The 14327-nt window shown below is 66.7% G+C and carries 12 protein-coding genes; 11 read left to right on the top strand and 1 reads right to left on the bottom strand.

Annotation, left to right across the window (positions count from 1 at the left end):
- Window positions 1–2 precede the first annotated feature (2 nt).
- The 9 genes from WBP06_RS05100 (at window position 3) to WBP06_RS05060 (ending at window position 11844) form a co-directional block, all read left to right on the top strand.
- Window positions 3–431 carry a DoxX family protein gene (locus WBP06_RS05100; RefSeq protein WP_395332505.1) on the top strand — a complete coding sequence of 143 codons (429 nt, stop codon included), beginning with the start codon at window positions 3–5 and terminating at the stop codon, window positions 429–431.
- Window positions 349–1884, top strand: a complete 1536-nt coding sequence (locus WBP06_RS05095; RefSeq protein WP_395332503.1) for an alginate export family protein — start codon at window positions 349–351, stop codon at window positions 1882–1884. Before WBP06_RS05100 ends, WBP06_RS05095 begins: the two co-directional genes overlap by 83 nt.
- Before the next feature lie 10 nt (window positions 1885–1894).
- The gene (locus tag WBP06_RS05090) at window positions 1895–2602 is read left to right on the top strand and encodes a YoaK family protein (RefSeq protein ID WP_395332501.1); all 708 of its coding nucleotides are present in this window, start codon (window positions 1895–1897) and stop codon (window positions 2600–2602) included.
- Window positions 2603–2746: 144 nt separating this feature from the next.
- Window positions 2747–3151 (top strand): DoxX family protein, encoded by a 405-nt coding sequence (locus WBP06_RS05085; protein WP_395332499.1) that lies wholly within the window; start codon window positions 2747–2749, stop codon window positions 3149–3151.
- A gap of 146 nt (window positions 3152–3297) precedes the next feature.
- Window positions 3298–3819, top strand: coding sequence for an RNA polymerase sigma factor (locus WBP06_RS05080; RefSeq protein WP_395332497.1), 522 nt, complete (start codon window positions 3298–3300; stop codon window positions 3817–3819).
- A gap of 45 nt (window positions 3820–3864) precedes the next feature.
- Window positions 3865–4782 carry a FecR family protein gene (locus WBP06_RS05075; RefSeq protein ID WP_395332495.1) on the top strand — a complete coding sequence of 306 codons (918 nt, stop codon included), beginning with the start codon at window positions 3865–3867 and terminating at the stop codon, window positions 4780–4782.
- Window positions 4783–4786: 4 nt separating this feature from the next.
- Entirely contained in the window at window positions 4787–7195 is a 2409-nt protein-coding gene (locus tag WBP06_RS05070) for a TonB-dependent receptor (protein ID WP_395332493.1), read from the top strand.
- A 261-nt stretch (window positions 7196–7456) separates the two neighbouring features.
- A complete protein-coding gene (locus tag WBP06_RS05065) occupies window positions 7457–10666 on the top strand; it encodes an autotransporter domain-containing protein (protein ID WP_395332491.1) in 3210 nt (1069 codons plus the stop codon).
- Window positions 10667–10860: 194 nt separating this feature from the next.
- Window positions 10861–11844: a glutathione S-transferase family protein gene (locus WBP06_RS05060; RefSeq protein WP_395332489.1), complete on the top strand. Its 984-nt coding sequence runs from the start codon at window positions 10861–10863 to the stop codon at window positions 11842–11844.
- Here the strand turns inward: WBP06_RS05060 and WBP06_RS05055 are convergent.
- The gene (locus tag WBP06_RS05055) at window positions 11841–12302 is read right to left on the bottom strand and encodes an Lrp/AsnC family transcriptional regulator (protein WP_395332487.1); all 462 of its coding nucleotides are present in this window, start codon (window positions 12300–12302) and stop codon (window positions 11841–11843) included. The two genes, WBP06_RS05060 and WBP06_RS05055, sit on opposite strands and share 4 nt — an antisense overlap.
- Window positions 12303–12440: 138 nt before the next feature.
- Here WBP06_RS05055 and WBP06_RS05050 point away from each other — a divergent pair, with 138 nt between their 5' ends.
- Entirely contained in the window at window positions 12441–13205 is a 765-nt protein-coding gene (locus WBP06_RS05050; protein WP_395332485.1) for a tryptophan 2,3-dioxygenase family protein, read from the top strand.
- A complete protein-coding gene (locus WBP06_RS05045) occupies window positions 13202–14326 on the top strand; it encodes an aminotransferase class V-fold PLP-dependent enzyme (RefSeq protein ID WP_395332483.1) in 1125 nt (374 codons plus the stop codon). The genes WBP06_RS05050 and WBP06_RS05045 overlap by 4 nt, the downstream gene beginning before the upstream one ends.
- Window position 14327 lies beyond the last annotated feature (1 nt).

The following is a 14327-nucleotide window of genomic DNA, read 5'->3' as shown; positions in this document are numbered from 1 at the left end:
CCATGTCCAGCACTGGTACTCCCAAACTCATCGCATCGGTGCTGGACTTCGCGCCGACGGGGTTCCTCGCCCGCCTTCTGCTGGTGGGCGCCTACCTCGTCGGCGGACTTGCCAAGCTGACCGACTGGCCGAGCGCGGTGGCCGAACAGGCCCACTTCGGCCTGACCCCGCCCGCGCTCTGGGCCGCGCTGACCATCGCGGTGGAACTGATCGGCCCGCTGCTGATCCTCACCGACCGCCTCGTCTGGCTGGGCGCCGGAATGCTGGGCGTGTTCACGTTCTTTGCCGCGCTTGTCGCCAATGCCTTCTGGGCCATGCCGGCCGGGCCCGAGCGCTTCGGCGCCACCAATGCCTTCTTCGAACACATGGGCCTTGTCGGCGGCTTCATTCTCGTGGCGATCCTTGCCCACCGGGCCAAGAGCCGTGCCTAAATCTTCCGTTGGGTACGCCCAAAATTCCTCGTCGCCCCCGCGAAGGCGGGGGCCCCGCTTCGGGGGAACACCAAGCGTAAAGACGGCATTTTCGGCGGCAACTTTGCTGGCCGCGTGCCTTGCCCCCGCACTAGCCCCCACACTGGCCCACGCCGAACCCACCGAAGCCTGGCAGGCGCCCACTCTCTCCATCACCCGCTACGACGAAGACTGGTCGGACCTTGCCGACGCCGAAAAGCGCGGCCACCACTGGACCGGCCAGTTCAAGTACGTGCCCATCGGCGACGACGTCTGGCTCTCCACCGGCATCGAACTGCGCGCGCGTAACGAGAACCTTGCGAACAACCTCTGGGGCAGCGCCGAAGCCCCGGACGACAGCTACGTCTGGCTGCGTGCTTTGCCCTATGCAGACCTTCACGTCGGCAAGTTGCGCGCTTTCGTGCAGCCTATCGCCTCCACCTCGATCGGCGTCGCTCCGTCGCCCGGTCCGGTGGACGGCAGCGGTGTCGACCTGTTGCAGGGCTTTGCCGAGGCCGACCTTGGACCCGTCACCCTGCGCGGCGGGCGACAGATGCTCTCGCTCGGCACGGAGCGGCTGATCGGTACGCGTTATGGCCCCAACGTGCCGCTCGCCTTCGATGGCGTACGCGGCGATGTGACGGTGGGCGCGGTCAAAGTCAGCCTGCTGGCCGTGCGCCCCGTGCAGGCGCGCAAGGGCGACTTCAATGACCGCACCTCGCCCGATAAGTCGCTGTGGGGCGCCTATGCCGCGCTGCCCGACCTCGACCTCTACTACCTCGGCTATCGCAACGATGCCGCGCACTGGGGCACCCGCGAGGGCACCGAAACCCGCCACAGCCTCGGCGCGCGCTGGCACGGCACGCAGGACGACTGGCACTGGAATGTCGAGGGCGTCTACCAGTTCGGCCGCTTCGCAAATGGCCCGATCTCGGCCTGGACGCTGGGCACCGAACTCGGCCACGCCTTCCCGGCCGCGCCGCTGGCGCCGGACCTGACCATGCGCGTCAATGTCGTCAGCGGCGATGGCAGCAAGACCGACAACCGCCTTGGCACGTTCAATGCGATGTTTCCCAAGGGCAAGTATTTCGGAGAGCTTTCTCCGGTCGGCCCCTACAACATCGTCAACGCCTATTCCTCGCTCGGCATGCAGCTTGCGCCGGACATTTCGGCCAGCCTCGCCGCGATGGCCTACTGGCGCTATTCGCGGGAGGACGGGATCTACGACATTCCCGGCAACCTGATCCGCGACGCCGGAGACAGCCGCGCGAAGTTCGTCGGCAAGGAAGCCGAAGCGACCATCGCCTGGCAGGCCACCGCCGAACTCGAACTTTCCGCTTCGCTATCGGCCTTTGCGCCGGGCGCCTTCATTCGCGAGACCGGATCTGCGAAAACCATTCGCATGCTGGGCCTCGAAAGCAATTTCCGTTTCTAGGAGACCTCCCGTGGACACCCCCGTTACCAAAATTCCCTCCAGTCCGCTGCCGGGCCTGCTCCTGCTGCTTTCTTCCACTACCGGGCTGGTCGATGCCGTCAGCGTGCTGGGCCTGGGCAAGGTCTTCACCGCGAACATGACCGGCAACATCGTGTTCCTGGGCTTTGCGGCCGCAGGCACGCCGGGCTTCAAGATCGCCCCCTACCTGGTGGCGCTGGCCGCTTTCATCGGCGGCGCGCTGATCGCCGGGCGCACCGGCAAGGCGCTATCCCCCCGCCCGCTGCGCCACTGGCTGACCTGGGCCGCGCTGATCGAGGCGAGCCTGCTGTGGATCGCCGCATGGGTGGCGCTGGACTACGATCCCACCACGCTTTCGCCCACGCCCGCGCTCTATGCGATCATCGCGCTGACCGCCGTAGCCATGGGATTTCGCAACGCCACCATCCGTCAGCTGAAAGTGCCCGATCTCACCACCACGGTGCTGACGCTAACCATCACCGGCATCGCCGCCGATTCGCGCATGGCCGGTGGCTCCGGGCCGAACCTGCTTCGCCGCCTGGGCGCGATCTTCGCGATCTTTGCGGGTGCTGCCGTGGGTGCAGTGATGGTCTCTCACCACGGCCTTTCCGCGCCGCTGGCGCTGGCCGGGTTCGTGGTGCTGATCGCAACGCTGGCCTGCGTGCGCCACCCCGCAGCTGCCACACCGCACGCGGGCTGACCGACTTTTCTGTTTTTCAGAACAAATCGATCAAACTTATCCGGATTTTCCGAAACCTGAATTCACGGCATTCCCTGCTCACCGAAGGACGCCGGCAAGAGGAAACAACGGCGCCCCGCAACCGAAAAAGTAGGGAATACCGCCATGAACACCATCGCCAACACTGCCGCAAACGACACCGAAACCCGCCTGGTCCGCACCCTGCCGCTGGTCGGCCGCGTGCTGATCGCCGCGATCTTCGTCCTCTCCGGCCTGTCCAAGCTGGCTGCCCCCGCCGCGACGATGGCCTATATCGGCTCGGTCGGCCTGCCCTTCCCGATCGTCGCACTTGCTGGTGCGGTGCTGATCGAAGTGGTCGGCGGACTGGTGCTGATCTCCGGCTATCGCCTGCGCACCGTGGCCGCTGTGCTGGCCGTCTTCAGCCTGGTTACCGCGCTGTTCTTCCACAACAACTTCGCGGACCAGAACCAGTTCATCCACTTCTTCAAGAACGTGGCGATGGCCGGTGGCCTGCTGCAGATCGTCGCCTTCGGCAAGGGCCGCGATTGAATAGTCTGATACGAAACACAGTTTCGGATCAGACCACGAACGGGCGGTTCCGCAAGGAGCCGCCCTTTTCGCATGCGCGCCTTCTTCCCCTAACCCGCGCGAACGTCTATCTGGGGCGCGCGACTACAAGAACCGACCAGATCCCCGTGACTTCGCCCTTTCCCGGTGCCGGCCTTGAAGCGGCATTCCTCGCGCACCGCGATGTGCTGCTGCGTTTCCTGCGCGCACGCGGCGCGGGCGACGCGGCGGAGGATCTGCTGCACGAGGTCTGGCTGCGCATCGCCGCCAGCAAGTCCGGCCCCGTCGCCGCCCCGCTGTCCTACCTGATGCGCACGGCGGACAGCCTGATGATCGACCGCTACCGATCCCAACGCCAGGCCGAAAAGCGCGACCGCGACTGGAGCGACAGCCATACCGACGCCTCCGCCGGCGTCGCCCCCGAACCCTCGCCAGAGCGCCACGTCGCCGCCATGCAGGAAGCCGCCAAAGTCATGGGCGTGCTGGACGGATTGGGCCCGCGCGTCGCCCGCGCGTTCCGCCGCCACCGGATAGACGGCATGCCCCAGCGCGATGTGGCCGCCGAACTGGGCGTCAGCCTCAGCACGGTGGAAAGCGATCTTCGCCTCGCCTATCGGGCGCTGGGCGAATGGAAGGAACGACACGGATGAGGCTGGTGGCCCACGTCTCCGTCATCCACGCAGAAGGAGCGCGTGATGAGTGACGAGATGATCCGCGAGGAAGCGGCCCGCTGGGCCGTGCGGACCGGCGAGCCCGGTTTCGACGACTGGGATGGCTTCATGCTCTGGCTGGAAGCCGATCCCGCACACGCCCGCGCCTATGACGCAGTGAACGCCGCCGTGATCGACGCGGTGGAAGCCGCCGCCGCCCTGCCGGCGAACGACGTGATCGACGATGTTCCCGTCACCCACCCCGCCCGCCGTGTCTGGTTGGGCAGCGCCATTGCCGCCTCGCTCGCGCTGGTGGGCGGTGTGTGGCTCTGGCAGACCCATTCGCGGGAAATCTACGCGGTGGAGACCGCGCCGGGCCAGATGCGCACGGTGGAACTGGAAACCGGCACGCGCATCGATCTGGCCGGCGGCACTACCGTGCGGCTGGACCGCAAGGACCCGCGCTACGCCGTGCTCGACAAGGGACAGGCGCTGTTCACCGTGCGCCACGATGCCGCGCGTCCGTTCCATGTCGAGGCGGGCGACGCCACGCTGGTGGACCTTGGCACCGTGTTCGACGTTTCGCGGGATGGAGCGCATCTCAGCGTCGGCGTGGCCGAAGGTTCGGTGGGCTACAACCCCAAGGGGGAAAACCTGCGCCTTGCCCCCGGAGACCGGCTGGTCGCGGATGCGGGCAACGTCACGCTGGGCCATGTACCGGCCCGCGAAGTGGGTGAATGGCGCGATGGGCGCCTGACGTTCGACGCCACGCCACTGTCCGAAGTGGCCGCGCGCCTCACCCGCGCCACGGGCATTGCCTTCGCCGCGCAGGCCGGTGCGGAAACGCCGGTTTCCGGCTCCATCCTCGTCACCCCCATTCGCGACGATCCGCAGATGATCGGCGCACTGCTGGGCCTACAGGTCCGGCACGAGGGGCAAGTCTGGGTGATCGGCCGCCCCTGAACCGATGCGCCGGGCCCTGCTTCTTCTTGCGACGGCTGCGGCCGTAGAGCTTCTTGGCGTGCCGCTTCCCGCAGCCGCGCAAGCGCCTGCGCAGATGGCAGCGGTGGCGACGCGTGAAGGCGCCATGGGCGATGCCGCCATCGAACTGGCACGGCAGACCGGCACCAGCATCGTCATCGCTGACCCCGCATTGGCCCGCCGCCGCATCCCCGCCCTGCGCGGCCGCATGGCCACGCATGAAGCCGTGGCGCGACTGGCCCGCGCGGCCGGAGCCCGCGCCGTACCCGTCGGCCCGGCCGCGTGGCGGTTGGAAGCGGCGCCACCGCCGCGCCTTTCCGTACCCGTTCCGCCGCCCCGCCCGGCACCAAAGCCCGCGCCCGAACCGGCTCCGCAGGCCATCGTCGTCACTGCCACCAAGCGTGACTTGCGCCTGGAACAGGTGCCCGCGCAAGTCACCATCCTCAGCGGAGACAGCCTGACCGCGGGCGGCGTCGGCGGCAGCGAGAAGATCATTCGCCGCCTTGCCACCGTCGCCTCCACGCATCTGGGCAGCGGGCGCAACAAGCTGTTCATTCGCGGCATCGCCGATTCCAGCTTCACCGGGCCGACGCAGGCGACGGTGGGCCAGTACCTTGGCGACATGCGGCTGACCTACAACGCGCCGGACCCGGACTTGCGCCTGTCGGACCTTGCCCGCGTGGAAGTGCTGGAAGGGCCGCAGGGCACGCTTTACGGCGCGGGATCGCTGGGCGGGATCATCCGCCTGATCCCCAATCCGCCCGAGTTCGACCGCACTGGCGGCTCGATCATCCTGGGCGGCGCGCTGACGCAGCACGGCGCGCCTTCCACCGACCTCAGCGCCACGATCAACCTGCCGGTGGCGACGGACGCCATCGCCTTTCGCGCCACGTTCGATACCGCCAGCTACGGCGGCTATATCGACAAGCCGCTGCTGGGCCGCAAGAACGTCAACCGCACCGACCTGCTTGCAGGCCGCGCCGCGCTGCGCGTGAAGCTGGCACCGGACTGGACCGTGGACGTCATGGGCCTGGCCCAGTCGATCGGCGCGGACGACAGCCAATATGCCGACCGCAACGGCAAGCCGCTGGAAAACTCCGCCCGCGTGCGCGAGGGGTCGGACGCCGACTATGCGCTGGGGCAACTGGTGATCTCCGGCCGGATCGGCGAGTTGGAACTGCGCTCCACCACCGGCGCAGTGCGGCAGAACCTGCACGAGCGCTATGACGCCAGCGAGCCCGATGGGCCTCCACGGTTGTTCGAACAGGCCAATGCCACGCGCATGATCGCGCACGAAACCCGGCTCTGGCAGCCGGAGCGACACGGTTTCGGCTGGCTGGTCGGCGCCAGCTACACGCACAATCGCACCACGCTGACCCGCGATTTCGAGCAACTGGCGCTGCGCAGCACGGCAACCGGCGTGCGCAACACGGTGGACGAGTTCACCCTCTATGGCGAAGCGAGCCTGCACTTGCGCGGCCCCTTCACTGCAACCGCCGGCGGCCGCTTCACGCAAGCGCGTCTGGGCGGCGATGGCGAGGATGTTTTGCCGCAAGTGGCCTATGCCATGGCGATGAAGGGGGTGACGGCGAAGCGGGACTTTACCGCCTTCCTCCCCTCTCTGGCGCTGCATGCGGAGTTTTCGCCGCAGGACCAGCTTTACATCCGCTATCAGCAGGGCTTCCGCCCCGGCGGCTTCGCGATCGAAAGCGACTACGTGCGCCGCTTCCGCAATGATCGCACCGGCACCGTGGAGATCGGCGCGCGCCATGGCCGCGCCGGGGTAAGCCCGTTCGATCTGACCGTCAGCCTGTCCTACACGCGCTGGCGGGATATTCAGGCGGACTTTACCGACAGCGCGGGCCTGCCCAGCACGGCCAATATCGGCGATGGCCGCGTCTGGTCGGCCAGCGTTTCCGGTGGCGTCCAACTGGTGCCCGGATTGCGGCTGGAAGGCGGCGCCGCGTTCAACCACAGCCGGATCGACAAGCCCGACCCGCAAAGCACGCTGAAGTACCAGTTCGCTGCCGGTGCGCTGGATGCCTTGCAGATGCAGGTGCCGAACATCGCCCGCTTCGCCGGCCGCGCGGCGCTGGCGTGGAACCACGATCTGGACGACGGTCTGGCGCTCTCCGCCAATGCCTGGGCAAGTTACCTTGGCAAGTCGCGCCTTGGCATCGGCCCGGATCTGGGCATGCTGCAAGGCGATTATCTGGACAGCGGGTTCGATGTGCGCGTGGGCACGCCGGGCTATGGCGTGACGCTGGGCGTGACCAACCTTGCCGACGAGCGCGGCAATCGTTTCGCACTGGGCACGCCGCTGGCCACCGGGCGCGAGCAGGTGACGCCGCTGCGGCCGCGCACGGTGCGATTGGGCTTCGACGCGAAGTTTTGATTGCGGGCGACCTCACCCGGTACGCCAAGGCCCAATCGCCAGACACATCCGCATCAAAACAAAACTCCGTCGCCCCCGCGCAGGCGGGGGCCCCGCTTCCTTCGCGCCACGCCCGCAAGGAACAATCGGGATCCCCGCCTGCGCGGGGATGACGGAGTTTTGTGAGTGTTGCGGAAGGTAAACCAAACTCCGCGAAAAATTTTCAAGGCCAGCCCCCAAAGCCTCCGTCTTCCCCTTCGAAATCGAACTGAAGGGACGACGATGCCTCGCTACCTGCCCGGTTACCTCTTCGCCTCCACTGCGCTGCTCGCCATGGCGACTGCGGCACAGGCCGAGGATGTGACCACCAAGAAGACCACCCCCCTCCTTACGTCCACCATCAAGAACGGCGCGGCGGACGCCATCAATGTGACCAAGGACGGATCGGTGGTCCTGACCTCCGGTACCGCGATCACGATGGACAGCAACAATGCCGTGTCCAATGCCGGCACCATCGCCATCAGCAATTCCGACGGCGCCACCGGCATCCGCGTGGTCGCCGGAACCAGCGGCGATATCGTCAACACCGGCACCATCGCCATCGACGAGACCTATACCGCCACCGATACCGACAAGGACGGCGATCTGGACGGTCCCTTCGCGATCGGTTCCAACCGCACCGGCATCAAGATCGAGGGCGATCACACCGGCAAGCTCACCCAGAGCGGCACACTCGCGGTGGAAGGCAACAATTCCACCGCCATTTCAATCGGCGGCACGCTGACCGGCAACTTCACGCATGACGGCACCACGACCGTGGGCGGCGACAACGTGGTGGGCGTCAAGGCCGGCACGATCAACGGCAATGTCCGCCTGGCCGGATCGGTGGGCGCGCAGGGCCTGAACGCCGTGGCCGCGCGGTTCGACGGGGACGTCAATGGTGCCATGGTCGTGCAGGGCACCATCGCCTCGACCGGCTATCGCTACAACACCGCCCCCGCCGATCCGTCGAAGCTGGACGCCGACGACCTGCTGCAGGGCGGATCGGCTCTGGTGATCGGCGGCAACGTCACCGGCGGCATCGTGCTGGCCGTGCCGCCCAAGGATACCGACCCGAACAAGGCCGACGAAGACGGTGACGGCATCGACGATGCCAAGGAAGGCTCGGCCAAGGTCGCTTCCTACGGCAAGGCCCCAGCCATGGTGATCGGCGCCGCCGACCGCGACGTGGCCATCGGCGCGGTGGCCGGCACCGCCAGCGGCTTCGGCCTGCAGATCGAAGGCGGCGTGGAAGGCAACGGCGTCTACACCGGCGTGGACGGCAACGGCCTGGTCATCGGCGGCTTGGGCGGCAAGGTCACGATCGCCAACGGCGTGGGGGTGACCGGCTCCGTCGCCGCGACATCGAAGGACGCCGCCGCCACTGCCATGCGCTTCGGCGCGGGCGCCAGCACCGCGCAGGTCCAGAACGGCGGCACCATCTCCGCCACCAGCGGCAACACCGCCGCATCGATCGCCACCGCCGTGAAGATCGACGCTGGCGCCAATATGCCCACTGTCCGCAACTCGGGCACGATCAAGGCGGTAACGGGCGAGAACGGCACCGCCGTCGCCATCCGCGATTCCAGCGGCACGCTGAACCTGATCGAGAACAGCGGCGCCATATCCGCCACCGGCGCCAAGGCCGACAGCGGCCGGAATATCGCCATCGATCTTTCGGCGAACACCGGCGGCGTCACGATCCGCCAGACGCAAGTGGCATCGGGCTTCGCCGCCCCTGCCATCACCGGCGACGTGAAGCTGGGCAGCGGCAACGATACCTTTTCCATCGCCGATGGCACCATGACCGGCAATGTCACGTTCGGTGGCGGCAATGACACGCTCGCGCTCTCCGGCGACGCGGTGCAGACGGGCAATGTCACCTTCGGTTCGGGCACCGACGCGATGAGCCTTGCGGGCACATCGCGCTATGTCGGCACGGTCGATTTCGGCGGCGGGGCGGACACGCTGACGCTTTCGGACAGTGCCGTGTTCTCCGGCGCGCTGGCCAATGCCGGCAACCTTGCGCTGAAGGTCGGCGGCGGTACGCTGGACCTCAACAAGCCGGCCTCGATCGGGTCGCTGGATGTCGGCGCCAACGGCGTGCTGGCGGTGACGCTGAACAAGGCCGCGGGCCTCGGTTCGGCCTACACCGTAGCGGGCAATGCCGCCTTTGCGGACGGTGCAAAGCTCTCCATCCAGCTGGCCGATGTTTCCACCGCGGAGGGCAGCTATCAGGTGCTCACCGCCGGATCGCTGACCGGGCGCGACAAGCTGAAAGCCTCCACCGACCTCGTGCCCTTCATGTTCAAGGCCACGCTGGACGAGGATGCACCCGCCAACGTGATCGTGGTCGACGTGGCGCGCCGCACCGTGCAGGAACTGGGCCTCAACCGCTCGCAGGCGAATGCCTATGACGCGGTATTCGCCGCGCTGGGCAAGGACGCCACCGTGGAGAAGGTGTTCCTGGGCGATACCAATGGCGACGCGTTCCGCGAACATGTCAGCCAGATGCTGCCCGATCACGCCGGTGGCGCGTTCGAGGGCATCAGCCTGGGCGCACGCACGCTGATCCGCCAGCTTCAGGACCCGCAGAGCCCGGTCTTCGGGGATTCGCGCTTCCTCACCCACCTGAACCTCTCGTTCTGGGGCAGCGACAAGGGCACCGGCAACAGCGCCTCCTACAACCTGCAGGGCTATGCCATGTCGCTGGGCGGCGAATATGCGACGGGCGTGGGCTATTTCGGCGGCACCGTCTCGTACCTGTGGAACCGTTACACGCGCGGCGCGGCCAGCGAGATCAAGTCGAACTCGTGGGAATTCGCGGGCCACTGGCGGGGTGAGACCGGCCCCCTGGCCGGCTATGCCCGCGCCTCCGTCGGTCGCGGCAGCTATGACAGCGAACGCACGTTCAGCGGCACCGCCGGCACCGAAGCCGTCAATCGCACGATCGACGGCAGTTGGAACGGCAACTTCGTGACCGGCGCGGCTGGCGTTTCCTACGAAGGCGGCGGCAAGTACCTGTTCTTCCGCCCGGCCGTCTCGGTCGACTACGTGCGCCTGAAGGAGGACGGCTACACCGAAACAGGCGGCGGCAAGGCGCTGGACCTGACCGTGGCATCGCGCACCAGCGACGAGCTGGGCGTGAACGGCGGCATGACCGTGGGCGTCGATTTCATGACTGCGGCCGGGCGTGACGATAACTGGTTCCGGATGGAAACCGAAGGCGGCTGGCGCGAAGTGGTCAGCGGCGGGATCGGCGCCACCACCGCGCACTTCGAAGGCGGCCAGGATTTCCGCCTTGAAGGGGACGACGGCACCAGCGGCTGGTTCGCCCGCCTGCGCGCGATCGGCGGTTCGATCGGCGTGACCATGATGGGCGAACTGGCGGCTGAGGATCGCCACGGCCACACCAACCTCTCCTTGCGCGGCTCGGTGGCGATCGGCTTCTAAAGCCCTTCACCATCAGGCCGCCCGCGGCGCGCCGACGCACACCCCCGCCCCCTCGTCGACGCGCCGCACCCTGCAAACCGCTCCTGCCGCCGGAATCCGGCTGGCCGGGGCGGTTTGCTTTATGGGGAATGGTTTACAGGCCACCGCAAAAGGCCGATGCTGCCCCTTCCCCGTTCAGAAAAAGAGGCAGCACGATGGGCAAGCTGGTCGACGGCGTCTGGCAGGATGTCTGGTACGATACGAAATCGACCGGCGGCCGGTTCGTGCGCAAGGAATCGTCATTTCGTGACTGGGTAACCGCCGACGGCGCGCCGATCCGCGAAGGCGGGCGCAGCTTTCCCGCCGAAGCCGGGCGCTATCACCTCTATGTCAGCCTTGCCTGCCCCTGGGCGCACCGCACCCTGATCGTCCGCGCGCTGAAGGCGCTGGACGCGATGATCGACGTTTCGGTGGTCAACTGGCTGATGCTGGAGCGCGGCTGGACCTTCGATCCCGCGCCCGGCGTGGTGCCCGACACGATCAATCACGCGCGCTACCTCTACGAAGTCTATGCCAAGGCGGATCCGCACTATACCGGGCGGGTGACCGTGCCGATCCTGTGGGACAAGCAGACCGGATCCATCGTCAACAACGAATCCTCCGAAATCATCCGCATGTTCAATTCCGCCTTCGACGGAATTGGTGCCTGCGCCGGCGACTATTACCCGCAAGCCCTGCGCGCGGAGATCGACGAGGTGAACGCCCGCGTCTACGACACCGTCAACAACGGCGTCTACAAGGCCGGTTTCGCCACTTCGCAGGACGCTTACGAGGACGCCTTCGAACAGCTTTTCGCCAGCCTCGATTGGCTGGAGGATCGGCTGTCCACACAGCGCTGGCTGGTGGGGGACAGCATGACGGAGGCGGATATTCGCCTGTTCACCACGCTGATCCGGTTCGATCCGGTCTACGTCGGCCACTTCAAGTGCAACTTGCGTCGGATCGCGGACTACCCCGCGCTGCGGGGCTTCCTACGGGACATCTACCAGACGCCCGGCGTCGCCGGCACGGTGAATTTCCAGCACATCAAGGGCCACTATTACCAGAGCCACCGCACCATCAACCCCACCGGAATCGTGCCGGTAGGGCCGCTGCTAGACCTGGATGCCCCGCACGGGCGGGGTTCCGGCCTCCCCTAGCCCGCCGCGTCGGTCAGGTAGGCGCGCGGCTTGATGTCGCGCATCGCCAGCGTGGTGGTGAAATGGCGCACGCCCGGCAGCCGGCGCAGGCGATTGCGCAGCAGGTCGTCCAGTTCGGGAACCCCGGCGGTAGCGACTTGCAACAGGTAGTCGAAATCGCCCACCGTCGCGTGGCAGGCCAGCACGGCGGGTTCATCCTGCACGGCGCTTTCGAACGCCTCGTGCCGGTCGAACTCGATGGAAACCTGTACGAAAGCGCTGGTCGAAAGGCCGATGCCGGCAGGGTCTATCATCGCGCGATACCCGGCGATCACGCCCGCCTTTTCCATCGCTTGCACGCGCTTCCAGCTGGGCGTCTTGGAGACGCCCGCCAGTTCGCCCAGGCTGGCGAAAGACAGCCGCGCGTCATGCTCCAGCGCGCGCAACAGGCGCATGTCCACGGGATCGAGATCAGGCATGGAACGAACGTTCTCCAGATTTGCCAGTCTGATCTATTATGTTCCCCAAAATCCCGCAACCACCGTCCAATCAAGTCCAATGTTTCGCCGTCACGCTGCTATCGTGCTCATTCGAACGAAATACGAAGGGGAGAGACCATGGACCGCGCGAAAGTCTACGAACAACTGGGTGCGCCCGCCGCGCTGGACTACGAAGTCTACCTGAAGACCGACAGCCTGCTGGCCTGCCAGAAGCCGTGGGACGCGCTGTGCAATGCCGATGAGTTGCAGTTCCAGATCGTCCATCAGGTCGAGGAACTGTGGATGAAGCTGATCGCTTTCACCGTGCTCGACATCGACGAATGCATCGCCGCCAAACAGGCTCTGCGCGCCCATACGCTGCTGGGTCGTTGCCATCGGCTGATGCGCCTGATGACCGCCCAGCTGGACCTGCTGGAAACGATGTCGCCGCGCGAATATCAGGAAATCCGTCTGCAGCTCGGCAACGGCAGCGGGCAGGAATCGCCCGGATTCCGCGTGCTGCTGCGCTTCATTCCAGAGCTTTGGCATACGTTCGACAAAGCTTACGTCTCCGGCGTCGGCCGCACCGTGCGCGAAATCTACGACCAGGCCTTCGCGCATGACGAAGCCTACATCCTGGCCGAAGCGCTGATCGAGCTGGACGAACTGTTCGGCAAGTTCCGCTGGCACCACATCTTCCTGATCCACCGTTCCATCGGCATGGGTTCGGCCTCGCTCAAGGGGCGTTCCGTCGATCTGTTGCAGGCCGGCGCCAAGCATCGCTTCTTCCCGGCGCTGTGGGACGTACGCGTGGAAATGACGGACGACTGGGGCCACGATTACGGCCGCGTGCGCGACAGCATTGCGCCCAAGAATCCTGAGGCTAAGGCTGACGCTGCATGAACCAAGCGCGTGACCTGTTTCATCTGCCGGAAGGCGGCCCCTACCTCCTTGCCCACTCGGTCGGCTGCCTGCCGCGCGCCGCCATGGGCGCGCTGGAGGCTGGAATGCTTGCCCCGTGGCAGACCGCAGGCGGCGGCGCCTGGCCGCGCTGGCTGGAAACCATCGAGGATTTCCGCACCGCCGTTGCCAGGCTTCTTGGCGTCGATCCCGCGACAGTGGCCCCGCAGACCAGCGTTTCCGCTGCGCTGTTCACCCTGCTCTCCGGCCTGAAGCCGCAGACCGGCAAGAACGTCGTGTTGTTGAGCGAACAGGCCTTCCCTACGATCGGCTTCGTGCTGGCCCCTCTGGCCCGCCTTGGCCTCCATGCGCGCTTCATCCCGGCCGGCGAAGACCCATCCGATCCGGCCACCTGGGAGCGGCATTTCGATGGATCGGTGGCGGCGGTGATCGCCATGCATGTCCATTCCAACACCGGCCTCGTCTCTCCAGTGTCGGAGATCGCCGCGCTGGCACGGCGGCATGGTGCGATGTCGATCATCGATCTTGCCCAGTCGGCCGGCATCCTGCCGATACCGGCACAGGAATGGGATGCCGACGCGCTGATCGGCTCCTGCGTGAAGTGGCTCTGCGGCGGCCCCGGCGCCGCCTATCTGCAAGTGCGCAGCGGCTTGATCGCCGCGTTGGAACCACTGGATGTCGGCTGGTTCGCGCACGAAGAACCATTCGCCTTCGACATTCGCGACTTCCGCTATGCCACCGACGCGCGCCGGTTTCAGGGCGGCACGCCATCCATCGCGCCATTTGCGCTTGCGGCCGCGGGTATTCGCGCGGTGCTGGAAGTCGGGCAGGCCCCGATCCGGGCCAACAACCGCGCCTGCATTGCCGCGTTCGAGGAAGCGGCCCGCCAATCGCTCGACTGGGCGGCACGCAGCGGCACGCTCTGCCTCGTCTGCGACGACCCCCAAGGGGCGACGGAAGCGCTGTCCGCTGCCGGTTTCGCCCATGATTTTCGCGGCAATATCCTGCGTGCCTCATTCCACATCTGGAACGCTCCGGAGGAAGCACGCGATCTGGCGCAAGCGTTGCGACGTGCGGGCGTGGCCTTCACCCCCGCACGCTGAT

Source organism: Novosphingobium mississippiense, assembly GCF_044029535.1.
GTDB lineage: Bacteria > Pseudomonadota > Alphaproteobacteria > Sphingomonadales > Sphingomonadaceae > Novosphingobium.
This window is presented reverse-complemented; position numbering and strand designations above follow the sequence as displayed.

Bases quoted from the DNA above. Each gene is read 5' to 3' on its own strand.
- WBP06_RS05085 (WP_395332499.1), top strand. From the start codon at position 2,747: ATGAACACCATCGCCAACACTGCCGCAAACGACACCGAAACCCGCCTG.
- WBP06_RS05055 (WP_395332487.1), bottom strand. From the start codon at position 12,302: ATGCCTGATCTCGATCCCGTGGACATGCGCCTGTTGCGCGCGCTGGAG.
- WBP06_RS05060 (WP_395332489.1), top strand. From the start codon at position 10,861: ATGGGCAAGCTGGTCGACGGCGTCTGGCAGGATGTCTGGTACGATACG.
- WBP06_RS05075 (WP_395332495.1), top strand. From the start codon at position 3,865: ATGAGTGACGAGATGATCCGCGAGGAAGCGGCCCGCTGGGCCGTGCGG.
- WBP06_RS05045 (WP_395332483.1), top strand. From the start codon at position 13,202: ATGAACCAAGCGCGTGACCTGTTTCATCTGCCGGAAGGCGGCCCCTAC.
- WBP06_RS05100 (WP_395332505.1), top strand. From the start codon at position 3: ATGTCCAGCACTGGTACTCCCAAACTCATCGCATCGGTGCTGGACTTC.
- WBP06_RS05065 (WP_395332491.1), top strand. From the start codon at position 7,457: ATGCCTCGCTACCTGCCCGGTTACCTCTTCGCCTCCACTGCGCTGCTC.
- WBP06_RS05050 (WP_395332485.1), top strand. From the start codon at position 12,441: ATGGACCGCGCGAAAGTCTACGAACAACTGGGTGCGCCCGCCGCGCTG.
- WBP06_RS05095 (WP_395332503.1), top strand. From the start codon at position 349: ATGCCTTCTTCGAACACATGGGCCTTGTCGGCGGCTTCATTCTCGTGG.
- WBP06_RS05070 (WP_395332493.1), top strand. From the start codon at position 4,787: ATGCGCCGGGCCCTGCTTCTTCTTGCGACGGCTGCGGCCGTAGAGCTT.